General features: G+C 72.3%; 20 protein-coding genes. 9 read left to right on the forward strand and 11 right to left on the reverse strand.

The features are described 5' to 3' along the window. Window positions 1-2 precede the first annotated feature (2 nt). The 3 genes from ACQBJO_RS03765 to ACQBJO_RS03775 form a co-directional block, all read right to left on the reverse strand. On the reverse strand, window positions 3-1,028 hold the full coding sequence (locus ACQBJO_RS03765) for an ABC transporter permease (protein ID WP_255185449.1): 1,026 nt from the start codon (window positions 1,026-1,028) through the stop codon (window positions 3-5). Beyond that, window positions 1,025-2,029, reverse strand: a complete 1,005-nt coding sequence (locus tag ACQBJO_RS03770; RefSeq protein ID WP_421007113.1) for an ABC transporter permease — start codon at window positions 2,027-2,029, stop codon at window positions 1,025-1,027. The genes ACQBJO_RS03765 and ACQBJO_RS03770 overlap by 4 nt, the downstream gene beginning before the upstream one ends. An 89-nt stretch (window positions 2,030-2,118) precedes the next feature. Next, on the reverse strand, window positions 2,119-3,777 hold the full coding sequence (locus tag ACQBJO_RS03775; protein WP_421007112.1) for an ABC transporter substrate-binding protein: 1,659 nt from the start codon (window positions 3,775-3,777) through the stop codon (window positions 2,119-2,121). Window positions 3,778-4,041: 264 nt separating this feature from the next. Between ACQBJO_RS03775 and typA the strand changes: the two genes are divergently transcribed. The 5 genes from typA to ACQBJO_RS03800 are packed head-to-tail and all read left to right on the forward strand — an operon-like array spanning window position 4,042 to window position 10,842. After that, window positions 4,042-5,937, forward strand: a complete 1,896-nt coding sequence (gene typA / locus ACQBJO_RS03780) for a translational GTPase TypA (RefSeq protein WP_255185452.1) — start codon at window positions 4,042-4,044, stop codon at window positions 5,935-5,937. Window positions 5,938-5,950: 13 nt separating this feature from the next. Continuing rightward, window positions 5,951-7,699: an ABC transporter substrate-binding protein gene (locus ACQBJO_RS03785; protein ID WP_421007111.1), complete on the forward strand. Its 1,749-nt coding sequence runs from the start codon at window positions 5,951-5,953 to the stop codon at window positions 7,697-7,699. Further along, window positions 7,696-8,607: an N-acetyl-1-D-myo-inositol-2-amino-2-deoxy-alpha-D-glucopyranoside deacetylase gene (mshB, locus tag ACQBJO_RS03790; protein WP_421007110.1), complete on the forward strand. Its 912-nt coding sequence runs from the start codon at window positions 7,696-7,698 to the stop codon at window positions 8,605-8,607. The genes ACQBJO_RS03785 and mshB overlap by 4 nt, the downstream gene beginning before the upstream one ends. Further along, entirely contained in the window at window positions 8,604-9,092 is a 489-nt protein-coding gene (locus tag ACQBJO_RS03795) for a flavin reductase family protein (protein WP_255185455.1), read from the forward strand. Before mshB ends, ACQBJO_RS03795 begins: the two co-directional genes overlap by 4 nt. A 4-nt stretch (window positions 9,093-9,096) precedes the next feature. Beyond that, entirely contained in the window at window positions 9,097-10,842 is a 1,746-nt protein-coding gene (locus tag ACQBJO_RS03800) for a VanW family protein (RefSeq protein WP_421007109.1), read from the forward strand. Window positions 10,843-10,861: 19 nt separating this feature from the next. Here ACQBJO_RS03800 and ACQBJO_RS03805 read toward each other — a convergent pair whose 3' ends face one another. The 4 genes from ACQBJO_RS03805 to ACQBJO_RS03820 are packed head-to-tail and all read right to left on the reverse strand — an operon-like array spanning window position 10,862 to window position 17,038. After that, a complete protein-coding gene (locus tag ACQBJO_RS03805; protein ID WP_255185457.1) occupies window positions 10,862-11,902 on the reverse strand; it encodes an ABC transporter ATP-binding protein in 1,041 nt (346 codons plus the stop codon). Further along, entirely contained in the window at window positions 11,899-13,410 is a 1,512-nt protein-coding gene (locus tag ACQBJO_RS03810; RefSeq protein ID WP_421007108.1) for an ABC transporter permease, read from the reverse strand. Before ACQBJO_RS03810 ends, ACQBJO_RS03805 begins: the two co-directional genes overlap by 4 nt. A gap of 10 nt (window positions 13,411-13,420) precedes the next feature. After that, window positions 13,421-14,440: an iron ABC transporter substrate-binding protein gene (locus tag ACQBJO_RS03815; RefSeq protein ID WP_421007107.1), complete on the reverse strand. Its 1,020-nt coding sequence runs from the start codon at window positions 14,438-14,440 to the stop codon at window positions 13,421-13,423. Between the two features lie 21 nt (window positions 14,441-14,461). Then, on the reverse strand, window positions 14,462-17,038 hold the full coding sequence (locus ACQBJO_RS03820; RefSeq protein WP_430407148.1) for an AMP-binding protein: 2,577 nt from the start codon (window positions 17,036-17,038) through the stop codon (window positions 14,462-14,464). Between the two features lie 61 nt (window positions 17,039-17,099). Here ACQBJO_RS03820 and ACQBJO_RS03825 point away from each other — a divergent pair, with 61 nt between their 5' ends. Further along, the gene (locus tag ACQBJO_RS03825; RefSeq protein WP_255185461.1) at window positions 17,100-17,648 is read left to right on the forward strand and encodes a 4'-phosphopantetheinyl transferase family protein; all 549 of its coding nucleotides are present in this window, start codon (window positions 17,100-17,102) and stop codon (window positions 17,646-17,648) included. On the opposite strand, the gene ACQBJO_RS03830 is transcribed toward ACQBJO_RS03825, so the two are convergent. After that, window positions 17,630-18,634 carry a GNAT family N-acetyltransferase gene (locus ACQBJO_RS03830; RefSeq protein WP_421007105.1) on the reverse strand — a complete coding sequence of 335 codons (1,005 nt, stop codon included), beginning with the start codon at window positions 18,632-18,634 and terminating at the stop codon, window positions 17,630-17,632. The two genes, ACQBJO_RS03825 and ACQBJO_RS03830, sit on opposite strands and share 19 nt — an antisense overlap. A gap of 22 nt (window positions 18,635-18,656) precedes the next feature. Between ACQBJO_RS03830 and fdxA the strand changes: the two genes are divergently transcribed. From fdxA to ACQBJO_RS03845, 3 genes are all read left to right on the forward strand, one after another. Beyond that, window positions 18,657-18,983, forward strand: a complete 327-nt coding sequence (gene fdxA, locus ACQBJO_RS03835; protein ID WP_072626107.1) for a ferredoxin — start codon at window positions 18,657-18,659, stop codon at window positions 18,981-18,983. A gap of 16 nt (window positions 18,984-18,999) precedes the next feature. After that, window positions 19,000-20,163 carry a succinyldiaminopimelate transaminase gene (dapC, locus tag ACQBJO_RS03840; RefSeq protein ID WP_421007104.1) on the forward strand — a complete coding sequence of 388 codons (1,164 nt, stop codon included), beginning with the start codon at window positions 19,000-19,002 and terminating at the stop codon, window positions 20,161-20,163. A gap of 94 nt (window positions 20,164-20,257) precedes the next feature. Beyond that, window positions 20,258-21,538 carry a citrate synthase gene (locus ACQBJO_RS03845; protein ID WP_421007103.1) on the forward strand — a complete coding sequence of 427 codons (1,281 nt, stop codon included), beginning with the start codon at window positions 20,258-20,260 and terminating at the stop codon, window positions 21,536-21,538. Window positions 21,539-21,631: 93 nt separating this feature from the next. On the opposite strand, the gene ACQBJO_RS03850 is transcribed toward ACQBJO_RS03845, so the two are convergent. The 3 genes from ACQBJO_RS03850 to ACQBJO_RS03860 all read right to left on the reverse strand — a co-directional run bounded on the left by ACQBJO_RS03850 (window position 21,632) and on the right by ACQBJO_RS03860 (window position 24,477). Further along, window positions 21,632-22,507 carry a hypothetical protein gene (locus ACQBJO_RS03850; RefSeq protein WP_421007102.1) on the reverse strand — a complete coding sequence of 292 codons (876 nt, stop codon included), beginning with the start codon at window positions 22,505-22,507 and terminating at the stop codon, window positions 21,632-21,634. 1 nt (window position 22,508) lies between these two features. Beyond that, entirely contained in the window at window positions 22,509-23,441 is a 933-nt protein-coding gene (dapD, locus tag ACQBJO_RS03855; protein WP_255185465.1) for a 2,3,4,5-tetrahydropyridine-2,6-dicarboxylate N-succinyltransferase, read from the reverse strand. A 127-nt stretch (window positions 23,442-23,568) separates the two neighbouring features. Beyond that, entirely contained in the window at window positions 23,569-24,477 is a 909-nt protein-coding gene (locus ACQBJO_RS03860; RefSeq protein WP_421007101.1) for an endonuclease domain-containing protein, read from the reverse strand. Window positions 24,478-24,567 lie beyond the last annotated feature (90 nt).

The following is a 24,567-nucleotide window of genomic DNA, read 5'->3' on the forward strand; positions in this document are numbered from 1 at the left end:
GCTCACCTCCGGCTCTTGGGGTCGAGCGCCTCGCGCAGCGACTCGCCCATGAGGGTGAAGCCGAGGGCGACGACGATGATGCAGATGGCCGGGTAGAAGGCCAGGTGCGGGTGGTCCTGGAAGTAGACCTCCGAGGTGCCGAGCATCTGGCCCCACTCGGGGACGCGGTCGTCGGGCAGCCCGAGACCGAGGTAGGAGAGCGCCGCGGCGTCGATGATCGCCGTCGCGAGCACGAGGGTCGCCTGGACGATGACCGGGCCGAGCGAGTTGGGCAGCATGTGCCGCAGGACGATGGCCGAGCGCTTGACGCCGAGTGCCCGGGCGGCGAGGACGTGGTCCTTGCTGCGCTGCGCGAGCATCGAGCCACGCAGCAGCCGGGCGAAGATCGGCACCTGGACGACGGCGATGGCGATGATGACCGTCCACTGGCTCGGTCGGGCGGCGATGGCCGCGATGGAGAAGGCGAGCAGCAGGCTCGGGATCGAGAGCATGACGTCGACGACGCGCATGATGACCGCGTCGACCACCCCGCCGAAGGCGCCCGCGAGGGTGCCGAGCGCCAGCCCCCCGCCCAGCCCGCCGAGCGTCGCGGCCACGCCGACGACGAGGGTCTGGCGCGAGCCGACGAGCAGCCGGGAGAAGAAGTCCCGTCCCGAGCTGTCAGCCCCGAGGGGGAAGCCCGGCTCCGCGCCGGGGATCGGGTTGGACTGCGGACTCACCTTGTCGATGAGGGGGTTGTCGGCCGGGTCGTGCGGTGCGATCCACGGCGCGATGATCGCGAGCACGACGAAGGCGATGGTGATGGCCAGGCCGAGCAGGAAGATCGGGTTGCGGCGCAGCCGGCGCCACGCGGAGGCGACGAGGCCGACCCCGGCTCCGTCGTCGATCGTGCCGGCCTCGATGACGGTCGCGCCGCCCGTGGCGCCGCTGGTCGCGGCGAGGTCGTCGATGCGCTGCTTGCGCCGGGCACCGAGGCCGCGGCGGGGCCGGTCGGGCTGCTCGTCCGGGTGCTGGGAGTCCTGGCTCATCGGGTCCTCACTCGGGGGTCGACGACGGCGTAGAGGACGTCGACGACCAGGTTGACGATGACGTAGGTGACCGCGGCCGCGAGGATGAGCACCTGCAGCACCGGGTAGTCGCGCAGGGTGAAGGCCTGGCGCAGGGCGTCGCCGATGCCGGCGATGTTGAAGACCGACTCGGTGAGCACGGCGCCGGCGAGCAGGCCGCCCATCTGCAGACCGATCGCGGTGAGCACGGGCAGCAGGGCATTGCGCATGACGTGCCGACCGCGCACGACCCGCTGGGTCAGGCCCTTGGCCTGGGCGGTGCGCACGTAGTCCTCGTCGAGGACCTCGAGCACGCTCGCGCGGGTGATGCGGAAGATCATCGAGAAGGGGATGGAGGCCAGGGCGATGCCCGGCAGGATGAGGTGCTTGAAGGCATCCCACGACGCATCCCACTCGCGGGTGAGCAGGCCGTCGAGGATGAAGAAGCCCGTCACGCGGGTTGCGTCGACCTCCTGGCGCCCGGAGACCGGCAGCCAGTGCAGCTCCTGGGCGAAGACGTAGCGCAGGAGGAAGGCGAGGAAGAAGACGGGGACGGCCACGCCGACGAGCGAGCCGACGATGCTGAGGTTGTCGAGCAGGCCCCCACGGCGCTTGGCGGCGAGGTAGCCGAGCGGCAGGGCGAGGCCGATGGCGATGACCAGGGCCACCGCGCTGAGCTCGATCGTCGCGGGGAACCGCTCGATGAGCAGGTCGAGCGCGGGCTTGCCCGGTTGCACGCCGTTGGAGACACCGAAGTCGCCGGTGACCGCGCGCTTGAGGAAGGTCCAGTACTGCACCCAGATCGGCTCGTCGAGGCCGAGCTCGTGGGTCAGCCGGGCGCGGGTCTCGGGGGTGGCGCGCTCACCGAGCATCGCCGAGACGATGCCGCCCGGCAGCGCGCGCAGCCACAGGAAGAGCAGCAGCGAGAGCACGAAGACGACGAGCACCAGCTGCATGAGCCGGCGGATGATGAATCTCAGCACGTGGGGACTCCTGACGTGGACCGCGGACCGGGGCCGCCCCGACCGGTCGGTCGAGGCGGCCCCGTCACGAGGTCACCTGCGGGTGTGGGTCACTTGCCGCCGACCGTGACCGACGAGAAGCGCTCGGCGGTCAGCGGGCTGGCGACGAGGCCCTTGACGTCCTCGTTGACGACGATCGCCGGCGGCGAGTGCGAGATCGGCAGGCCGGGCACGTACTCGTCGTGGATCTTCTTGTTCAGCTCCTCGTACTTGGCGGCACGCTCCGACTCGTCGACCGTCTGGTCGGCGTCCTTGAGCTCCTTGCTCAGGTCGGCGCCGAAGTCCGTCGCGGAGGTGTGGAAGTCGTTGGACTTGAGGTTGCCGAAGAAGGTGCCGATGAAGTTGTCGGCCGAGTTGTAGTCACCCGTCCAGCCGAGCAGCCAGGCGTCGAACTGGCCGTTGTCGACGCCGTCGAGGTAGCCGCCGTTCCACGGCTTGGTGACGACCTCGACCTTGACGCCGGCCTTCTCGAAGTCCTTGCGGATGGCCTCGTGGATCTTCTGCGGGTTGGGCATGTAGGGCCGGGTGACCTCGCTCGGGTAGGCGAAGGTCAGCTTGAGGTTCTCCTGGCCCGCCTCCTTGAGCAGCTTCTTGGCGCCCTCGGGGTCGTACTTCGTGACCGCGAGGTCCTTGTTGTAGCCCTCGACGGTGTCGGGGTAGAACTGCGAGGCGGCGGTGGCGCCCTCCGGCAGCTGGGACTTGACCAGCTGCTCGCGGTTGACCGCCATGTCGAGCGCCTGGCGGACCTTGAGGTCCTTCAGCGCCGGGTTCTTCTCCGGGTTGAAGGCGACGTAGAGGACGTTGAAGGGGTCGCGGACCTCGACCTGGTTGCCGGCGTCCTCCAGCCCCTTCCAGTCCACGGGGTTGGGCAGGTCGTAGCCGTTGATGCTGTCGGCCTCGAGCTCCTGCCGGCGCGTCGACTCGTTGGGGATGATGTCGAAGACGATCTCGGCGTTCTTCGCCTTGTCGCCCCAGTAGTCGTCGTTGCGCTTGAGCGTGACCGTCTTGTTGGCCTCGTCGTAGCTGTCGAAGGTGTACGGGCCGGTGCCGACGGGGTTCTCGGAGTTCTTCGGGTAGGCGAAGCCCTCGCCCTGCTTCTTGACGTCGTTGGCCTTGCCCTCCTCCAGCGCCTTGGGGGACTGGATGCCGAAGGCCGACAGCGAGAGCATCGCCGGGAACTTCGAGGTGGCCCGGGCGATCTTGAGCACGACGGTCTGGTCGTCGCTCGCCTCGCAGCTGCGGTAGAGCGAGTCCTGGCCGAAGCCCTCCATCGAGTAGGCCCAGTACTCGGCGGGGCCGGCCTGGGCGGTCTCGTTCTGGTCGGCCATGCGCTCGAAGTTGTCGCAGACCGCCTGCGCGTCGAGGGTCTCGCCGTCGCTGAACTTCACGCCCTTGCGCAGGGTGAAGGTCCACGTCTTGCCGTCCTTGGACGGTTCCCACTTCTCGGCCAGGCCGGGCCCGATCTCGGAGCTGCCCTCCTCGACCTCGACCAGACCCTCGAAGATCTGGCGGGTGACGCGGAAGGTCTCGCCGTCACTCGCGTAGAAGGGATCGAAGACCTCGGGGGCGCCGGCCGCGCCGAAGGTGAAGGTGCCGTCGGTGTCGCCACCGCCGGAGCCGGAGTCGTCGCGGTCGCTCTGGGCGCACGCGCTGAGCGTCAGTGCGGTGGCGGCGAGAGCGGCCAGGGGCGCTGCTTTCCTCATCGACATGTGTTCCTCGCTTGTCAGATCCGGCCCAGCGGGGTCGACCGGGCCGCGACCGGGGCGCCAGTGGCCCAGCGCACACGGTTGCGGCAATCTAGCCCGATCCTGCGGTCGGGGCGCGGCGAGGCGACGACCTTTATCGGAGCGAGACCCGACCGACCGCAGGATGTCCGGCGAAGGGGGAAAACCCTCACCTGCTCCGTGCGAAGGGGGAGGGTCCCCCCTTCGTCCATTTGGGGCAGGGGCCCACGGGCTGAGATGATCGCGAGCATGCCCCTGATCTCTCGCAGCGACATCCGCAATGTCGCCATCGTCGCCCACGTCGACCACGGCAAGACCACCCTCGTCGACAAGATGCTCTGGCAGGGGGGTGCCTTCGGCGAGCACGACCACGTCGACGAGCGGGCGATGGACTCCGGTGACCTCGAGCGGGAGAAGGGCATCACCATCCTCGCCAAGAACACGGCGATCCACTACAACGGCCCGTCGGCCGCGGCCCACGACGCCCCCGACGGTGTGACGATCAACATCATCGACACCCCCGGCCACGCCGACTTCGGTGGCGAGGTCGAGCGCGGCCTGTCGATGGTCGACGGCGTCGTCCTGCTCGTCGACGCATCCGAAGGCCCGCTGCCGCAGACCCGCTTCGTCCTGCGCAAGGCGCTCGCCGCCAAGATGCCGGTCATCCTGTGCATCAACAAGGTCGACCGGCCCGACAGCCGGATCAGCGAGGTCGTCGACGAGGTCTACGAGCTCTTCATGGACCTCGACGCCGACGAGGACCAGATCGAGTTCCCCATCGTCTACGCCTCGGGCAAGGCCGGCGCCGCGAGCCTGGCCCGCCCCGCGGACGGCACCCTGCCGGACAACGAGGACCTCGAGCCGCTCTTCAAGACGATCATGGAGACGATCCCGGCTCCCTCCTACGAGTCGGACGCCCCGCTCCAGGCGCACGTCACCAACCTCGACTCGAGCAACTTCCTCGGCCGCCTCGCGCTGCTGCGCGTCTTCAACGGCGAGCTGCGCAAGGGCCAGCAGGTCACCTGGTGCCGCCACGACGGCACGACCGAGCGGGTCAAGATCACCGAGCTGCTCATCACCGAGGGTCTGGAGCGCAAGCCGCTCGACACCGGTGCGGCGCGCCCCGGCGACATCATCGCCATCGCGGGCATCCCCGACATCATGATCGGCGACACCATCGCCGACGCCGACAACCCGATCCCGCTGCCGGTCATCACCGTCGACGAGCCGGCCATCTCGCTGACCCTGGGCACCAACACCTCGCCCCTCGTGGGCCGCGGCCCGACGAAGGGCACGAAGGTCACCGCCCGCATGGTCAAGGACCGCCTCGACAAGGAGCTCATCGGCAACGTCTCGCTGCGCGTGCTGCCGACCGAGCGCCCCGACGCGTGGGAGGTCCAGGGCCGAGGCGAGCTCGCGCTGGCGATCCTCGTCGAGCAGATGCGCCGCGAGGGCTTCGAGATGACCGTCGGCAAGCCGCAGGTCGTCACCCGTGAGGTCGACGGCAAGGTCCACGAGCCGGTCGAGCGCCTGACGATCGACACCCCCGAGGAGTACCTCGGCTCGATCACTCAGGTCCTCGCCGCCCGCAAGGGCCGCATGGAGCAGATGACCAACCACGGCACCGGCTGGATCCGCATGGAGTTCCTCGTGCCCTCGCGCGGCCTCATCGGCTTCCGCACCGAGTTCCTCACCGAGACCCGGGGCGCGGGCATCGCGCACCACGTCTTCGAGGGCTACGAGCCGTGGTTCGGCACGATCACCACCCGCGTCTCCGGGTCGCTCGTCGCCGATCGCTCCGGGCCGGTCACCGCCTACGCGATGGTCAACCTCCAGGAGCGCGGCGCGCTCTTCGTCGAGCCGGGCACCGAGGTCTACGAGGGCATGATCGTCGGCGAGAACTCGCGGGCCGACGACATGGACGTCAACATCACCAAGGAGAAGAAGCTCACCAACGTGCGCGCCTCCTCCGCGGACAACTTCGAGAAGGTCGTCCCGCCGCGCAAGCTGAGCCTCGAGCAGTCGCTCGAGTTCTGCCGCGAGGACGAGTGCGTCGAGGTCACCCCCGACGCGGTCCGCATCCGCAAGGTCGAGCTGACCGCTTCTCTGCGGGCCCGGGCGGCAGCGCGCGCCCGCAACTCCTGAGGTCGGGGCGCCGATGAGGCGCAGCACCGCCGCCCTGGTCGCCACCGCGACCGCGCTCGCCCTCGCGGCGGGCGCGGCCGGGTGCACCCACTCCGGCGGCGGTCCCGGGCCCGGCCCGGGGACGAGCACCGGCGGGGTCAGCGGCCCGAAGGACCGGCTGACCGTGCTCTCCGCCGGTCCGCTGCCCTCGTGGGACCCGCAACGCATCACCAGCCGTCAGACGGCGGGCTTCGCCTCGCGCACGTGGATGCGCACGCTCACCGCCTATGCCCCGGCGGCCGACCTCGCCGGCCAGCGCACCCTGCGCGGTGACCTCGCCACGAGCTCCGGCCGCCCGAGCAAGGATGCGACGACGTGGACCTTCTCCCTTCGCCCCGGGGTGACGTGGCAGGACGGCTCCGCGATCACCTGCGAGGACGTGCAGTACGGCGTCGCGCGCTCCTTCGACGCCGACATCACCTCCAGCGGCTACGCCCTGACCTACCTCGACATCCCCAAGAAGCCGGACGGCACCTCGCGCTACCCCGGACCGCTGGCGAAGGGGGGTACCTCCGCCGCCAACCGTCGGCTCCTGGAGCGGGCGGTCGAGTGCCGCGACGAGCGGACGGTCGTCTTCCACCTCGCCGAGCCCGTGGGCAACTTCGGCGAGATCGTCTCGCTGCCGGAGTTCGCCCCCTTCAAGGCCTCGCAGGAGGGCAAGGACGCGACGCACGCGGCCTTCTCCTCCGGTCCCTACCGCCTCGAGGACGGGTGGGACCCGAGCAAGGGCGGCACGTGGGTGCGCAACCGCGAGTGGTCGCGCAGCAGCGACCCGCTGCGCCGCACCGGCCCCCGGACCATCGAGCACCGCGAGGGCGTCGAGCCCAAGGACGCCGTCGAGACGATCGTCGAGGGCAAGGACGGCGGACGCACGCTCGCGCTCGACCCGCTGCCCGCCTCCCTCGCGCCCGCCGTGGACGAGGCCGGCGACCTCGCGCAGACCGTCTCCGTCGACGGGCAGCTCGTCGACTACCTCGCGGTCAACGTGCGCAGCAGCGCGCTGAAGAAGTCCTCGGTGCGTACCGCACTGGCCGCCGCGACCCACCGCGAGGCCTACACCGAGGCGCTCGGCGCCGGCTCCGGCACCCCGACCTGGTCGCTGCTCGGCACCGCGCTGCCCTCCGCCCACGACACCGTGCTCGACCACGGCCCGAGCGGCGACACCGCCGCCGCTCGCGAGCAGCTGCGCGAGGCCAAGGTGCGCACCCCGGTGAAGATCACCGTCGGCTACCGCGACACGGAGGGTGCCGACGCGGCGATGCGAGCGCTCGAGGGCCCGTGGGAGGACGCGGGCTTCGACGTCACGCTCAAGGCGATCCCCGAGGACGACTACTTCGAGCAGATCGGCACCCGCAAGGTCGCCGAGGACCTCGACGTCGTCTGGGCCAACTGGGGCCCCGACATCCCCTCGGCCGGCAGCGTCCTGCCGCCGCTCTTCGACGACCGGGTCAACCTGTCGAAGACCTCGGTCGGCCGCGACTACGGCCTGCTCGCCGACCGCAAGGTCGACGCCGCGATGGACCGGGCGAGCAAGCAGACCGACCGCGGCAAGCGGGCGAAGGCCTGGGCCGACGTCGACACCGACCTCCTGCGCGACGGGGCCTACATCCCCCTTCGCCAGAGCCGGCTGACCTATGTCGCCGGCTCCGAGGTCACCTCGCTCGTCGGCAACCCCGTGCACGGCGGGACGCCGGAGATGGGTCTGATCGGGGTGTCGCGATGAGCCGCGCTGAGCCCGTCCTGGTCGAAGGGCGGCCCGCGCGGCTGCTCTTCGTGCACGCCCACCCCGACGACGAGAGCCTCGCGACGGGGGTCGCCATCGCGCACCACGTCGCCGCCGGCGACGAGGTGCACGTGCTCACCTGCACCCTCGGGGAGCAGGGCGAGGTCATCCCGCCCGAGCTGGCGCACCTCGACGCCGACCACGAGGACACCCTCGGCGACTTCCGCCGCGACGAGCTGCGCGGCGCGATGACGGCCATCGGCGCCCGCAGCCGGGTGCTCGGCGAGGACCCGGCCGCCGGCCGGCTCTCGCGGTGGCGCGACTCAGGCATGGCCGGCACGCCGAGCGCGCACGACCCGCGCGCGTGGGTGCGCTCCGACACCGACGATGCGGTCGCCGCCGTCGGCGCGGTCATCGACGAGATCGACCCCGACGTCGTCGTCACCTATGACGCCCACGGTGGCTATGCCCACCCCGACCACATCCGCACCCACGAGGTGACCCGGGCGGCCGTGGCCGCCCGGCCCGAGGGCAGCCGCCCGGCGCTCTTCGGCGTCTTCACCCCGCGCTCGTGGGCCCTGGAGGACCGCGAGGTCCTCGCCACGCTGCACGCGCCGGCCCAGCACGGCTGGACGCAGCCGACGGGGGAGCTGCCCCCTTCGGTCGTGGACGACGCGGTCGTGACCCACGCGATCGTCGACGAAGTCGCCGTGGACCGGCAGGAGGCCGCGCTGCGGCACCACCGCACCCAGGTGACGCTCGGCCCCTCGCGCACCTATGCCCTGTCCAACGACATCGCGGCGCGGCTGCCGGGGCGGGAGGGCTTCGCCCGGCTCGACCTGACGACCGGGCAGCCCGTGCCGGCCGTCGTCGTGGGGGAGCGCCCGCCGCTCGTGGCCCGCCGATGACCGGGCTGTCGCCGACGACCCTGCGGCACACCATGGCCCACTTCGCGACCGGGGTGACCGTCGTGACGACGGTTGCCGACGGGCACGACCACGCGATGACCGCCAACTCGGTCACGTCGGTCTCGCTCGACCCGCCGCTCGTCCTCGTCTGCGTCGTCAAGGACACCGGCTGGCACGAGGCCGTGACACAATCCGGCGTGTGGGGGATCTCGATCCTCCCGAGCGCGGCTCGACCGGCGGCCAGCTGGCTGAGCACCGGTGGTCGGCCGCTGCAGGGACAGCTCTCGCGCGTGCCGCACCACCGCGGCGAGCTCGGCGTCGCCCTCCTGGACGACGCCCTGGGCACCCTCGAGTGCCGCACGAGCGCCCTGCACGACGCCGGCGACCACACCATCGTCGTCGGCGAGGTCGTGACGAGCCGGGCAGACGCCCGCCGCGACGACCCATTGATCTACTACCGCAGCCAGTACACGAGCACGAGGTGACCGCATGACCCACGACGACCGCTGGAGCGACGACGAGCTCGTCGACCGGCCCCGCCGGGGGCGCGGCTGGATCGCCGGCGCCTTCGTGCTGCTCGTCATCGCGGCGCTCTACGTCGCCGCGGCGATGTACTTCGGCGACAAGGTGCCGGCCGACACCCGCGTCGGTGGTGTCGCCGTCGGCGGCAAGACGCCCGCGGAGGCCCAGAGCGCGCTCGAGGAGCAGCTCGCCGACGAGGAGGCCGAGCCGGTCACCCTCGACGTCGCGGGCACGTCCGTCGAGCTCACCCCGGCCGACGCCGGGCTGTCCTACGACTACGAGGCCTCCGTCGCCGGCCTGACCGGCTTCAGCCTCAACCCCGTCGACCTCGTCAACCACGTGCGCGGCGGCGTCGAGCGCGAGGTCGAGGTGCAGGTCGACGACGACGCGCTCGCGGCGGCCGTGGACGAGGCCACCGACGGCATGGACAAGAAGCCGACCGAGGGCAAGGTCTCCCTCGACGGGGCCAAGGTCGTCAAGACCTCCTCGAAGCCCGGTCTGGCGCTGGAGCGGGACAAGGCCGTCGCGGCGATCGCCGACGGGTGGCCGGGCGAGCGGAGCTTCGAGGTGCCGACCACCGCGCCGAAGCCGAAGCTGAGCCAGGCGGAGATCGACCGCTTCGCCCAGGACGACCTCACGCCGCTCGTCTCCGCGCCGGTGAAGGTCACGACGACCGATCCCAAGGGGTCCGGCGCCGCGAAGAACATCTCCTTCGAGGTCACGGCCGAGCAGCTCGCCGCCGCCGTGTCCGTCCAGGACTCGCAGGGCAAGCTCTCGGCGAAGGTCGACGAGGCGAAGCTCCAGGAGATGGCGGCCGCCGCCGGCCGGGGCTCGGGTCGCTTCCGCGCGGCGCAGGACGCGGTCGTGACGCGCAACGGGCGCAGCTTCTCCGTCTCACCCTCGAGCACCGGTCTCGAGCTGGACTCCACCGGACTGGGCGCCAAGGTCGCCGAGGCGATGAAGAAGTCCGGTGCGCAGCGCACCGTGGCGGCGACGTCGAAGCAGACGAAGCCCGACTTCACGACGATGGAGGCGCGGCGCACCCTGCCCAAGGAGCAGATCTCCACCTTCACGACCTATCTGCCGGACAACCCGGTGCGCACCAACAACATCAAGATCGCCGCTCGCCAGCTCAACGGCGCCTACGTGGCGCCCGGCGAGACCTTCTCGCTCAACGGTCTGCTCGGTCCGCGCACCGCGGCCAAGGGCTACCAGAAGGCGGGCGTCATCAACGCCGGCCGCCTCACGGAGGACTACGGCGGCGGCATCTCGCAGCTGTCGACGACCCTCTTCAACGCGGTCTTCTTCTCGGGGGCGAAGATCGAGGAGTTCCACCCGCACTCCTTCTACATCTCGCGCTACCCCGAGGGCCGCGAGGCGACGATCTCCTGGCCCGACGTCGACAACCGCTTCACCAACGACACCGGCGCCGGCATCCTCATCAACGCCTCGGTCAACGGCGACGAGGTGACGGTGAGCTTCGACGGGCGCAAGGCCTACGACAAGGTCGAGGCGAACAAGAGCGCCCGTCGCAACCTCGTGCAGCCCAAGAAGATCACCGACAACAAGAAGGGCTGCGTGCCCCAGTCGCCCGCGCCCGGCTTCTCCGTCGACATCACCCGCACCTTCATCAAGGGCGGGCGCACCGTGAAGTCGTCGAGCTTCACGACGACCTACATCCCCCAGGACGACGTCACCTGCACCAACCCCTGACGGAGCCACCCGAGCGGGGTCAGCCGAGTGCGGAGCCCGGGTAGGCCAGCACCGGGCCGTCGACGCTCACCGGGACCTGCTCGCCGGGCGCGGGGGCGCGGCGGCCGGTGACGCGGACGGCGACGAGCATGCCGTCGCCCAGGGCGACCTGCACGAGGGCGTGGGCCCCGTGGTAGGTGATGCGCTGGACCGTGCCGTGCGGGCAACCGGGGGAGTCGGTGAGCGAGAGGTCCTCCGGGCGCAGGACGACCTCGACGTCGCCGGGCGCGACGTCGGCACGCGGGGTGAGGAGCCCGAGGGCGCAGGTGATGCCCTCGGAGCCGGCCCGCCCGGGCAGACGCACGACGTCGCCGAGGAAGGCCGCCTCGCGCGCGTCGACCGGCGTCTCGTAGATCTCGTGCGGCGTGCCGACCTGGCTGAAGCTGCCTCCGCGCATGATCGCGACCTGGTCGGCGAAGGAGAGCGCCTCCTGCTGGTCGTGGGTGACGAGGATCGTCGTCGCCGCGGTCTCGGCGAGGGCGGCGGCGACCGCCTCACGGGTGCTCGCCCGCAGCGCCGTGTCGAGGGACGAGAAGGGCTCGTCGAGCAGGACGACGGCGGGGGAGAGGGCGAGCGCGCGGGCCAGGGCCACGCGCTGCTGCTGCCCTCCGGAGAGCTGGTCGGGCCGGCGGCTCGCGGTGCTCGCGGGCAGGCCGACGAGCTCGAGGAGCTCGCCGACCCGGTCGCCGCGGCGCCGCGCGGCGCGGCGCATGCCGAAGGTGATGTTGTGCGCGACGTCGAGGTGCGGGAAGAGTCCCCCGTCCTGGCGCACGTAGCCGATGCCGCGCCGCTCGGGCGGGACGGACCTCCCTTCGCCGCACACGATCCGCTCACCGATGCGCACGGTCCCCGCGTCTGGGGCGAGGAAGCCGGCGATGACCCGCAGCAGGGTCGTCTTGCCGCCACCGGAGGCGCCGAGGACCGCGGTCGTCGTGCCGGTGGGGACCGTGAGGTCGACGCCGTGCAGGATCGGCTCGGAGCCGTACCCGACGGTGATGCCGTGGATGTCGACGGTGCTCATTCTTCGATCCCACTCTGTCGGAGCATCAGGAAGGTCAGCGGGGCGGACAGCAGGATCATCATCGCCGCGAAGGGGGCCGCCCCCGTGTAGTCGAACTCGTCGCTGGCGGCCCAGAAGGCCGTCGCGAGGGTCGAGGTGCCCGTCGGCGCGAGCAGCAGGGTCGCGGTGAGCTCGGTCGCCGTCGCGATGGCCACGAGCGCCGCTCCGGTGAGGGCCGACGGGAGGATGAGCGGCAGCACGACCCGGCGGAAGGCCTCGGCCGGGCTGCTGCCGAGCGAGCGCGCTGCGTCGCTGAGCTCCGGCGGCGCGGCGGCCAGGCCGGAGCGCAGCGAGACCATCGCCCGCGGGATGAAGAGGATCGTGTAGCCGAGCACGAGCAGGGCGGGGCTCTGGTAGGCCGCCGGGAGGTAGCGCACCGACAGGGTGATCAGCGCCAGCGCGATGACGACGCCGGGCAGCGAGCTGGCGACATAGGTGACGCGCTCGAGCAGGAGCGTCCACCCGGAGCGACGGCGGCTGAGCAGCCAGGCCCCGGGGAGGGCGAGCAGCAGGGTGAGGGCGGCCGCGGCGAGCGCGAGGGAGATCGTCGAGCCGGTGGTGAGCAGCAGGGAGGGGCGCATCGCGATCTCTGCGGCGGGGGCGGCGGCCCAGCGCGCGAGCCAGCGTCCGACGAGCGTCACGGGGACGACGAGGGAGACGAGGACGACGGCCGTCAGCGCGAGGCAGGCGAGCGGGGCCCAGCGGCCCAGGCGCACGGCCTCGGCCCGGCGGTGGACGCCGCGGCCGACGCGGGAGGTGCGGGCGCTGCCGCGCACCAGGTGCTCGAGGGTGAGGACGGTGACGCACAGCAGCACGAGGACGAGCGCGAGCAGGCTGCCCTGGTTGCTGCTGAAGCTCACCTGGTACTGCACGAGGATCGCGGTGGTGAAGGTCGGGTAGCGCATCATCTCGAGCACGCCGAACTCCGCGAGCAGGTGCAGCGCGACGAGCAGCGCGCCGCCACTGATCGCGGGGCGCAGCCGCGGCAGGACGGTGCGCCGCCAGGCAGCCCACGGTCCGGCCCCGAGCGCCCGGGCGTCCTCCTCCGGGGCGGCGTCGAGGTCACGCAGGATGGCCGCCACGGGCAGGTAGACGAAGGGGAAGTACGCGGCGGTCGTCACGAGCGCCGCCCCGCCCAGCCCGTCGAGGCCGGGGCGGAAGGAGACCCAGGCATAGGCGGCGACGAAGGCCGGGACGGCGAGCGGGGCGCCGAGGAGCACCCGCCACACGCCGGCGAGGGGCAGGTCGGTCCGCTCGACGAGCCACGCGGAGCCGACACCGAGGACGACCGTCGCGGGGACGGTGACGGCGATGAGCAGGAGGGTGTTGGCGAGCAGCTCGCCGATGCGCGGGCGCACGAGGTAGTCCGCGGCGCCGCCGAGCCCGCCGGGGGTCCGCCCGATCGCGTCGACGGCGACGACCCCGATCGGGAGCAGGGTGATGGCCGCGGCGAGGACCGCCGCGGCCACCACGAGGTGCCTAGAGGAGACCGGCATCGGTCATCAGCCGGGTGACCTTCTCGGAGTCGAGGCCGAAGGGGTCGACGTCGGGCGACTCGAGGGAGTCGAGAGTGGGCAGGTCCGGGTCGGAGGCGGCGCCGGTGGCGACCGCGTACTCCTTCGAGCCGCTCGTCTCGAGGACCTGCTGGCCCTCCTTCGAGAGGACGTAGTCGACGAACTGCTGGGCCTCGTCGGCGTGCTTGGCGTTCTTGAGCACGCCCGCGGCGGAGAGGCTGACGAAGGCGCCGGGGTCCTCGTGCTTGAAGTAGTGCAGCTTGGTGCTGGCCGTGCCCTCCTTGGTCTCGGCCTGGTCGCGGTACCAGTAGTAGTGGTAGATGACGCCCATCGGGACCTCGCCGGCGTTGACGGCCTTCATCGTCGCGATGTTGTTCTCGTAGATGCGCGCATTGGTCTTCATGCCCTCGAGCCAGGTCTTCGTCTTCGCCTCGCCCTGGTCGGCGAGCATGCCGGCGACGATCGCCTGGAAGTCGGCGCCCGTCGCGCCGGCGCCCCACTGGTCCTTGTACTCCGGGTCCTGCAGGTCCATGAGCGAGGCCGGCAGGTCCTTGGCGTCGATCTTGTCGGGGTTGTAGACGAGGACGGTGGACCGGGCGGCCACGCTCGTCCAGTCGCCGCTGCTGGGGCGGCGGTCCTCGGGCACCTTGGCGAGCGTCTTCGCGTCGATGGGGGCGAGCAGCTTCGCCTCCTCGACGAGAGTCATCGCGGGGCTGTTCTCGGTGAGGAAGACGTCGGCGGGCGAGGCCTCGCCCTCCTGGACGATCTGGTGACCCATCGAGGAGTCCTTGCCGGCGCGGACCTGCGTCTTGATGCCGGTCTTCTTGGTGAAGCCCTCGGCCCAGGCCTTGGTGAGGGTGTCGTGCTGGCTGGAGTAGATCTGCAGCGCGTCCGGGTCGGTCGCCGGGCCGTCCGAGCCGCCGCAGGCGGCGAGGGCGAGGACGGAGGCGCCGAGGGCGCTCACCATGAGGGTGCGTCGGGTCATCATCGCGGGGTCTCCGATCGTTCAGGCGGTCTCGGCCCGGGGGCCGGTCGGTGCGGGGGCGGGACGGCGGTCCCGGGTGGCCAGGTCGGCCAGGGCGTGCGTCGGGCGCTGCAGCAGCCACCACAGCACGACCCCGAGGACGAGGGACCCGGCCAGGGCGAGCCACGGGTCGTCCACGACCCGGAAGACCTGCCACTGGACGAGGTAGATGTGCAGCGACGCGGCCGCGACGAGCCCGAGCGGGAGGGCGAGGGGGCGCGGGAGCGGCACGCGCGGGACGAGGCCGAGGACGGCGATCGCGACGAGCACCGTCAGGCCGCGGCTGGGCTCGACGAAGAAGTCCCACATGCCGACGGCGGTGAGCGCCAGGGTCGCCGCGCGCTGGCGGTGGGTGCGGGCGGCGCCGAGGGCCATGCCCAGGGCGAAGAGCCACAAGACGGACCCGGGCAGGCCACGCGTCGCGCCGGTCGACTCCGGGACGAGGATCCACCGGGGCACCAGGGCGACCGCGGCCAGGGCCATGCTCCACGCCCACGGGTGGCGCACGTGGAGCCGCCCGAGCGCGGGCACGGAGACGAGCGCGAGGGCGAGCACGCTGCAGGCGAGCAGGGCCTCGATGAACCACAGGTTGATCCGGGCGCCCCACTCGACCTCGCCCACGAGCCAGTTGACGAGCAGCACGTTCTCCCAGCCGTAGCCCGAGGCGGTGACCAGCCCGAAGAGGGCGACCGCCATCGACGGCACCGCGAAGGTCGCGATCGAGCGCAGGCCGCGTCGGCGCCGCTCCGCGGGCCGCGGGTCGTCGAGGGTGAACGTGGTGAGCGACCAGCCGGCGAGGGCGAGGAGGGTGTGCGCGCCGCCGGGGACGGAGATGATCCCGAGGTGGCTGGCGCAGATCGCCAGGGCGGCGAGAGCGCGCACGACGACGGGTGTCTCGGCCCAGCGCACGACGCGTCCGGGGGTGCCGGCCTGCGCCGCGAGACGACGAAGGGGGACCCGGTGCCAGCCGTCGGGGAGGGGCCCGAGGGCCCGCTCGAGGGCGACCGAGGTCTGCACGAGGCTGTAGGAGTCCCCGCCCAGCTCGGCGAAGGAGCGGTCCGGGTCGACGTCCTCGCGCCGCAGGGCGGCGGCGACGAGGGCGACGGTGGCGGCGAGCTGGTCGCCGGAGGGCAGGGGGTCGCCGGTCGTCGCCGCGAGCGCGCGCTCGCGGCACGCGGCCCGGTCGGTCTTGCCGTTGGGCAGCCGGGGCAGCTCGGCGACGGTGTCGACGATGACGGCCCCGGGGGCGAGGCCGGCGGCCCGGACCGACCGCTCGCGGACCGAGCGGACGAGGTGAGGGTTGCCCCCTTCGTCGGTGACGAGGGTGACGAGGAGGTGGCGGGCGTCGGCGGTGACGACCACCTCGTGACCGGCATCCGCGAGCGCGTCGGCGACGCGGCCGAGGTCGATGCGCAGGCCGAGGACCTTGGCGATGTCGTCGCGGCGGCCGACGATGCGCACGCGGCCGTCGTCCAGCCGCCCGAGGTCGCCGGTGCGCAGCTCGGCGACCATGCGGCCGAGGGCGAGCTCGTCGGGGTGCTCGGCGTAGCCGAGCATGACGCCGGGGCCGGTGAAGACGAGCTCGCCGACCTCGTCGCTCCCGCCCGGGACGTCGTGGTCCAGGCGGAAGGCCGAGGCGGCGACGGCCCGCCCGACCGCATCCGGGTGCTCGAGGACCTCGGCGCCGCGCTGGATCGCCATCCGGGCGGTCGCCTCGGTCTGGCCGTACATCACCGCGAGCTCCCAGCCCTGGCGCCGGCCGAGCACCGCGAACTCGCGCACCCGCTCGGCGCCGAGCGCGCCGCCGGCCTGGGTCACGAGGCGCAGCCCGGGCGTCCCGGCGCGCAGGCGCGCATCGACGAGGTCGAAGGTGTGCGGCACCCCCGCGAGGACGGTGACGCGGTGCTCGGCCTGCAGCCGCCAGAACTCGTCGTCGGTCACCGAGCGCTCGGTGACGACGATGCCGCCGCCGGCGAGGAGCGCGCTGTGCAGGACGGACAGGCCGTAGCAGTAGTGGAGGGGGAGCGAGGTGATCGCGCGGTCGTCCGCGCGCAGGCCCAGGCCCTCGGCGATGGCTGCGGCGTTGCTCGTGAGGTTGTCGTGCGAGAGGCGCACGAGCTTGGGGCTGCCGGTGCTGCCGGAGGTCGACAGCAGCAGCGCGAGGTCGGGGTGCAGCAGGTGCTGGGGCTCGGTCGAGAGGGCCTCGACGCGCTCGCCGACGAGCCTCACGTCCGGGGCGAAGCGCTCGGTGACCGACTCCGCGCCCGGTCCGGTGACGAGCCCGACGTGACCGGCGGCGAGCACCGCCAGGTGGGCCACGACACCCGGGACGTCGCGCGTCGGGTGGAGGTGGACCAGGCGACGACCGGTCGCCGCGTCGGGCAGGCGCTCCGCGAGCGCCGCGACCCGTGCCGCCAGGTCGGCGTGCGTCAGCACCCGGTCGCCGTCGAGGAGCGCGGGACGGGTCGACCCGGGGTGGACGAAGGGGGCGGTCCCCCGGCCCGGGACGCGCTCGGGAGCCGGGCGGGCCACCTCCGTGAGCGTCGCCGTGGGAGTCATGTTGGTGTGCCTATCCTTAGTAGCTAGGGCGAGAGTACAACCGTTGATGTCAGGACCTCACATGGACAACCACGTCGTGGACGTCTGGTGGTCGGACCTGCGGGCGATGGACCTGGCGCTCCTGCCGCTGCTCGACCCGGTCGAGGCGGCACGGGCCGCGGGCATCGCCGGCTCGGCCGACCTCGGGCGCTTCGTCGTCGGGGCGTGGCTGCTGCGGGTCGCAGTGGGGGCCGCGACGGGGACCGACCCCCGCTCCGTCGCCGTCGAGCGGACCTGCACCGACTGCGGCGGGCCGCACGGGCGGCCGCTCGTGCACGGCACGCACGTGAGCGTCGCGCACGCCGGGCCGCTCGTCCTCGTCGCCACCGCTGCGGTGCCGGTCGGTGTCGACGTCGAGTCGCTCCGGCGCGGAGGGGACGTCGCCGGATGGGTCGTCGAGGAGGCGACCTTCAAGGCCACGGGGGCGCGCTCGTCAGCCGGCGTCCGGGTCGTCGATCTCGAGGTCCCGGTGCCGGGCTACCGCGCGGCGCTCGCCGTGGCCGGCGCCGACGTCACCCTCGTCACGCACGGGCCGTCGGAGTCGGCCGCCGCTCAGCGCAGCGCGAGGTAAACGTAGTCGTGGTGGGTCGTCAGGCCCATATCGCGGTAGAGGTGCTGGGCGGGCGCGTTGCCCGGCTCGACCTGCAGGTAGGTCAGGCTGGCGCCGTCGGCTGCGGCTGCCCGCAGCGACTCGACCGTGAGCCATCGGCCGACGCCGCGGCCGCGGTGCTCGGGGGCGACGTGCAGGCCGAAGACGCCGGCCCAGCCGTCGTTCACCGCCACCCGCACGACCGCAGCGACCTCCCCTTCGTCCGTCGTGGCCGTGGCGAAGACCTGGTGCGGCGGCAGCGCGAGGACCTGCCGCGCGGCGTCGAGGTGGTCGACCAGGCGGGGTGAGCCGCCCGCGAACCACGCGTCGTCCGGCGCGGCCGTCGTGGTCAGGCGCAGGCCGGCCGGGGTGGGGACGTCGGCCAGCAGGTCGGCGGTGCGTCCGGTGAGCACGTCGGCGGGGTTGCCCTCGACCCAGCCCCGCTCGAGCAGCAGCGCACCGAGCGGGTCGTCACCGGTGGCGGCGCCGGTGGGCCGCGGCAGCATGACGAGGGGGAGGAGCCCGCGCTCGTCGTACCAGGCCTCCACGGCGTCGACGGCCTCCGGCAGGGGCTGGCCCGGGTCGCCCACGGGCAGAGCGGAGTTGGAGCGACCGGTCCACCCGAGACCGGCCCGCAGCAGCCAGCCGGAGCCCGGTGCGCCGAGCCAGGCCTCCTCGACGCCCGGCTGACCGCGGGTCATGACGAGGTGCAGGTCCTCGAGCGTGATGGCACGGTGCGGGGCGCCGCGACGGGTGGGCTTCGGAGGGATCACGCGCGCGGCGACGACCCGGTCACGGGCCACGGTGACGTCGCCGGTGCGGGTGGCGATGCACAGGTGGGTCGCGTCGATGTCGACGAGCTCGCCGACGGTGTCCGTGAGGGTGGGGCCCGCGGTCGGGGGCGGGTCGATCCGGGAGCGGACGGCGACGCGTTGACCTGTGGTGAGACCCGCGGGCAGATCACTCATGGGGCGTCATAGTATGTGCCGCATGACGTATGTGATCGCGCAGCCTTGTGTGGACCTCAAGGACAAGGCCTGCATCGAGGAATGCCCGGTCGACTGCATCTACGAGGGCAAGCGCAGCCTCTACATCCACCCGGACGAGTGCGTCGACTGCGGTGCCTGCGAGCCGGTGTGCCCCGTCGAGGCCATCTACTACGAGGACGACACCCCCGAGGAGTGGGCCGACTACTACAAGGCCAACGTCGAGTTCTTCGACGACCTCGGCAGCCCGGGCGGCGCCGCGAAGATGGGCATGATCGACAAGGACCACCCGATCATCGCCGCCCTGCCCCCGCAGGAGCACGACGAGTGATGGTCGGCGCCCGCTGATGGACCTGCCTGACTTCCCCTGGGACTCGCTCGCTCCTGCCAAGGAGCGGGCGAGCTCCTTTGTCTCCTCCGACCCCGCCCAGGGCGAGGGCATCGTCGACCTGTCGGTCGGCACCCCCGTCGACTCCACCCCCGAGGTGGTGCAGACGGCCCTGCGCGACGCCGCTGACGCGCCCGGCTACCCGCAGACCTGGGGCACGGCCGACCTGCGCGAGGGCATCGCCGGCTGGTTCGAGCGCCGCCGCGGCGCCCCGGGCATCGACCCCGACGGCGTGCTGCCCACGGTGGGCTCCAAGGAGCTCGTCGCGTGGCTGCCGACCCTCATGGGCCTGGGCGCGGGCGACACCGTCGCCTTCCCCCGGGTGGCCTACCCGACCTACGACGTGGGCGCGCGGATGGCGGGGGCGACCCCCTTCGCCGCCGACGCCACGACCGCCTTCGGTCCCACGACGTCGGCCACCGCACCCAAGCTGCTGTGGCTCAACACCCCGAGCAACCCCACGGGCAAGGTCCTGGGGGTCGAGCACCTGGCCAAGGTCGTCGCCTGGGCCCGTGAGCGCGGCGTCGTCGTCGCCTCCGACGAGTGCTATGCCGAGCTGGACTGGCGCACCGAGGAGGCGCGCGGCGAGGGCTACGACAGCCTGCCGACGACGCCGTCGATCCTCGACCCGCGCGTCACCGGTGGCTCCCACGAGGGCCTGCTCGCCGTCTACTCGACCTCCAAGCAGTCCAACCTCGCGGGCTACCGGGCGGCCTTCGTCGCCGGCGACCCGACGCTCGTGCGCCGTCTGCTCGAGGTGCGCAAGCACGCCGGCATGATCGTTCCGTGGCCGGTCCAGCGGGCGCTGCTCGCGGCCGTCGGCGACGACGCCCACGTCGCGGCCCAGCGCGAGCGCTACCGCGCGCGTCGTGAGGTCCTGCGCCCGGCGCTCGAAGGCTTCGGCCTGCGCATCGACGACTCCGAGGCCGGCCTCTACCTGTGGGCGACCGCTGGGGAGCCGAGCCGGGTGACCGTCGACCGTCTGGCGGCCCGGGGCATCCTCGTCGCGCCGGGCGACTTCTACGGCGTGGCCGGTGAGCAGCACGTGCGCGTGGCGCTCACCGCGAGCGACGAGCGGATCGCGGCAGCCGCGGCACGTCTGGCTGCCGGACCCGCTTCGTGACCCAGCGCACGACTGGGGTAGTTTCAGACGCAGAACCGCATGCCCGGGGCCACCGCCCCCGCGGGCACGGCACCACTGAAGGGCAGATGACTCAATGACCGACGCCACCTTCTCCGCCGCCGGCAAGGACCTGACGTTCCCCCTCGTCAAGGCCTCCGAGGGCAACGACGGCTACAACATCTCCTCGCTCATGAAGGAGACGGGCAACACCACGCTCGACGTGGGCTTCGTCAACACCGCCTCCTGCAAGAGCGACATCACCTACATCGACGGTGACGCGGGGATCCTGCGCTACCGCGGCTACCCGATCGACCAGCTGGCGAGCAAGTCGACCTTCACCGAGGTCGCCTACCTGCTGATCTACGGCGAGCTGCCGACGGCCGACCAGCTCGGCGACTTCGAGGAGCGCATCTCGCGCCACACGATGCTCCACGAGGACCTCAAGGCCTTCTTCAACGGCTTCCCGCGCGACGCGCACCCGATGCCGGTCCTGTCCTCGGCCGTCTCCGCGCTGGGCACCTTCTACCAGGACAGCCTCGACCCCTTCGACCCGGAGCACGTCGAGATCTCGACGATCCGCCTCCTGGCCAAGCTGCCGACGATCGCCGCCTACGCGCACAAGAAGAGCGTCGGCCAGCCCTTCCTCTACCCGGACAACTCGCTGAGCCTGACGGAGAACTTCCTCCGGATGACCTTCGGCTTCCCGGCCGAGCCCTACGACCTCGACCCCGAGATCGTGCGCGCGCTCGACCAGCTCTTCATCCTGCACGCCGACCACGAGCAGAACTGCTCGACGTCGACGGTGCGCCTCGTCGGGTCGGCCCACGCCAACCTCTTCAACTCCGTCTCCGCGGGCATCCACGCCCTCTCCGGCCCGCTGCACGGCGGCGCCAACCAGGCGGTCCTGGAGATGCTCCAGCAGATCCAGGCCTCCGACGACGGCGCCGAGACCTTCATGAAGAAGGTCAAGAACAAGGAGGACGGCGTCCGCCTCATGGGCTTCGGCCACCGGGTCTACAAGAGCTACGACCCGCGCGCGGCGATCGTCAAGGAGACCGCGCACACCATCCTCGAGAAGATGGGTGGCGACGAGCAGCTCGAGATCGCCATGAAGCTCGAGGAGATCGCGCTGGCGGACGACTACTTCGTCGAGCGCAAGCTCTACCCCAACGTGGACTTCTACACCGGCCTGATCTACACGGCCATGGGCTTCCAGCCGAAGATGTTCACCGTCCTCTTCGCCATCGGCCGCCTGCCGGGCTGGATCGCCCAGTGGCGCGAGATGATCGAGGACAAGGACACCAAGATCGGCCGTCCCCGCCAGATCTACACCGGCCCGACCGAGCGCGACTACGTCGGCATCGAGGGCCGCTGAGCCGCCACCTGCGGCACGGCACGTCGACCCCCTTCGTCCTCACGGGCGGAGGGGGTCGCCGCATGTCCGGGCCGGGCGAAGGGGGGAGTGCGCTCAGCTCTCGTGGAGGGTGACGATGACGCGGGTGTCCTCGATCGGCTCGTCGGCGTCGCGCCACTGCATCGCGTCGTCCCCGGAGCCACGGACCCACTCGCGGTCGCCGACCTGGACGCGCACGACGTTGCGGGCCTTGGCCTGGCCGACGGACCACGCACCCACCGCCCAGGCGTGGCGTGAGTCGACCGCGGTGACGCTGATGGTCTGGCCGTCGGCGGTGCCGGTGTGCCCCGTCTCCTCGTCGAGGGCCGCGACGAAGCGGTCCGGTCGGCCGGCGGCCTCCGGGCCGTCGAGGCGGCAGGCGAAGCCCTCGGGGGAGTGGCCGCTCATCGCGGACGCGATGGTGCGGCCCTCGTGCTCGTGGTCGGCGTAGGCCTCGGGGTAGCCGCTGCGCTGGACCTCCTGGGCGATCTCGGTGATCACCATGTCCTGCCAGCCGTCGACCTTGACCAGGGCGTCGTAGAAGGCATTGGTCGCGTAGACCGGGTCCTGCAGCTGCGCGGCGGAGCCCCAGCCCTGGCTCGGCCGCTGCTGGAAGAGGCCGACGGAGTCGCGGTCGCCGTAGGAGAGGTTGCGCAGCTTCGACTCCTGGATGGCCGTGGCGACGCCGATCGTGCCGGCGCGCGCGGGCAGGCCGCGCTTGACGCCGATGAGCACGATCGTGCTCGCGTGGTGCATCTGGTCGGGGGCGAAGGTCACGCTCTCGTCGAGCGCCGTGGCGGTGCACTGCTCCCCGAGGAAGAGACCGATGCGGTCACGGGCCCACCAGGCGCCGACGCCGCCGACGAGGGCGAGCACGCACAGGACCGCGACGACCGTGGGCCACCGCGGGCCCCGGTCCTCGGGCAGCGGTGGGTGCTCGGCCCTCGGCACGTCAGTCGTTGGCGTGCAGTGCGTCGTTGAGCGCGATGCCGTGGCCGGTGCGGTCACGTGCCTCGACGGTGCCGGTCACGGAGTTGCGCACGAAGAGCAGCCCGCTGCGGCCGGAGAGCTCGGCGGCCTTGACGACGGCGCCGTCGGGCAGGGTGACCTTGGTGCCGGCGGTGACGTAGAGCCCGGCCTCGACGACGCAGTCGTCGCCCAGGGCGATGCCGACGCCGGCCTCGGCGCCGACGAGGCAGCGCTCGCCGATGGAGACGCGCTCGGTGCCGCCGCCGGAGAGGGTGCCCATCGTCGACGCGCCGCCGCCGATGTCGGAGCCGTCGCCGACGACGACGCCCTGGCTGATCCGGCCCTCGACCATCGAGGTGCCGAGGGTGCCGGCGTTGAAGTTGACGAAGCCCTCGTGCATGACGGTGGTGCCGGAGGCGAGGTGGGCGCCCAGGCGCACCCGGTCGGCGTCGCCGATGCGCACGCCGGAGGGGGTCACGTAGTCGGTGAGGCGGGGGAACTTGTCGATGCTCGTCACCTGGACCGGGCCGCGGGCGCGCAGCCGGGCGCGGGTGGTCTCGAAGCCCTCGACCGCGCACGGGCCGTGGTTGGTCCACACGACATTGCTCAGCTGGCCGAAGAGGCCGTCGAGGTTGATCGAGTTGGGCTGGACGAGCCGGTGCGAGAGCAGGTGCAGCCGCAGGTAGGCGTCGGAGGCGCCCTCGGGGGCGGCGTCGAGGTCGATGGCGACGGTGACGACCTCGGTGCGCACGCCGCGCGCCTCGTCGTCGCCGGCCAGCGCGAGCAGCTCCTCGGGGACCCGGGTGGCCTCGGGGGCCTCGCCGAGCGCCGGCTCGGGGTACCAGGTGTCGAGGACCGTGCCCTCGGTCGTCACGGTGGCCACTCCGTGGCCCCAGGCTGCGCGCGTCGTCGTCATGGGCCGAATCTTACGAAACGGCGGCCCCGTCCCGCGATCTCGCCCGCCCCCACAAACTGTGGCTGACCGCAGTTTGGATGATCAGCCACACGACGTGCTGTGGCCCACCCTACGAACTGTGGCCGACTCATGCGGCTGCTGTCAGCGCCGCGACGACCAGGCGACGCACCCGCGCCGGGTCGTGCAGGTCCGACCACATGAGCCGGACGACGACGTACCCGCGGCGACGGAGATCGTCCTCCCGGCGCTTCTCGGCGACGATGGCTTGGCGGTCGTCGTACTTGACGGCGCCGTCGAACTCGACGATCACCCGGGTTCCGGTCACGAGGAAGTCCACGCGATACGGCCCGATCCAGACCTGGGGTTCGAGTGAGTACCCCAGATCGCGCATCACCCGGGCCGTCAGGGTCTCACCCGGTGACTCGTGGCGACCGTCGACATCGGCCAGTGCCCGCCGGACGGCGGCCGCCCCAGGGGTTCCGAGCGGCAGGTCAGCGGCGGCGACCTCGATCTCGGTCGACGTCACGAGGCCGCGCCGCACGGCGGCATCCGCCGCGGCGAGGGCGGCGCGGGGAGTGCAGGTCACCCCGGTGTGGGTCAGCGCCACGGCGACGGGAGCGCAGGCCAGCGGCGTGTCGACGAAGGGAGGTCGTGTCGCCGCGCGCAGCCCACCCGCGCACCCCCAGACGGTGTAGTCGTGGCTTCGTCTGGTCGCGTGCCCGCGGCCACGGACGAGGTGCACGCGATCGAGGTCGGTGTCGAGGATCGGCAGGTCGTGGAGGACCAGCGCCGACTGGGCGGTGGCGCCCGCGGGCTGGCGCAGTCGGCGGATGATCGCCACGGTCCTCAGCAGATGGGTCTGGGCAGCGTCCACGGTGTGGATGGTCGACCACATGCCACGGGTGAGATGGGTGAGCAGGCCAACCTTCGCCAGGGCCACCAGGCGGAGTCGTGGGATGCCATGGCGCTCCGCGTCAGCGCTCGAGAAGACACCGTTGACCGACGCCTGACGCAGCAGCTCGACCTCGTCCTCCATGGCTGGAGTCTGGCGTCCGCGACACGCCTCGCCGCGGGCTTTTCCACAGCGGGCCCGCCCAAGGTGGCGGCACCCCCCTTCGTCCGGCTC

This window comes from Janibacter zhangyanbonis, assembly GCF_050507325.1.
In the GTDB taxonomy this organism is placed as follows: domain Bacteria; phylum Actinomycetota; class Actinomycetes; order Actinomycetales; family Dermatophilaceae; genus Janibacter.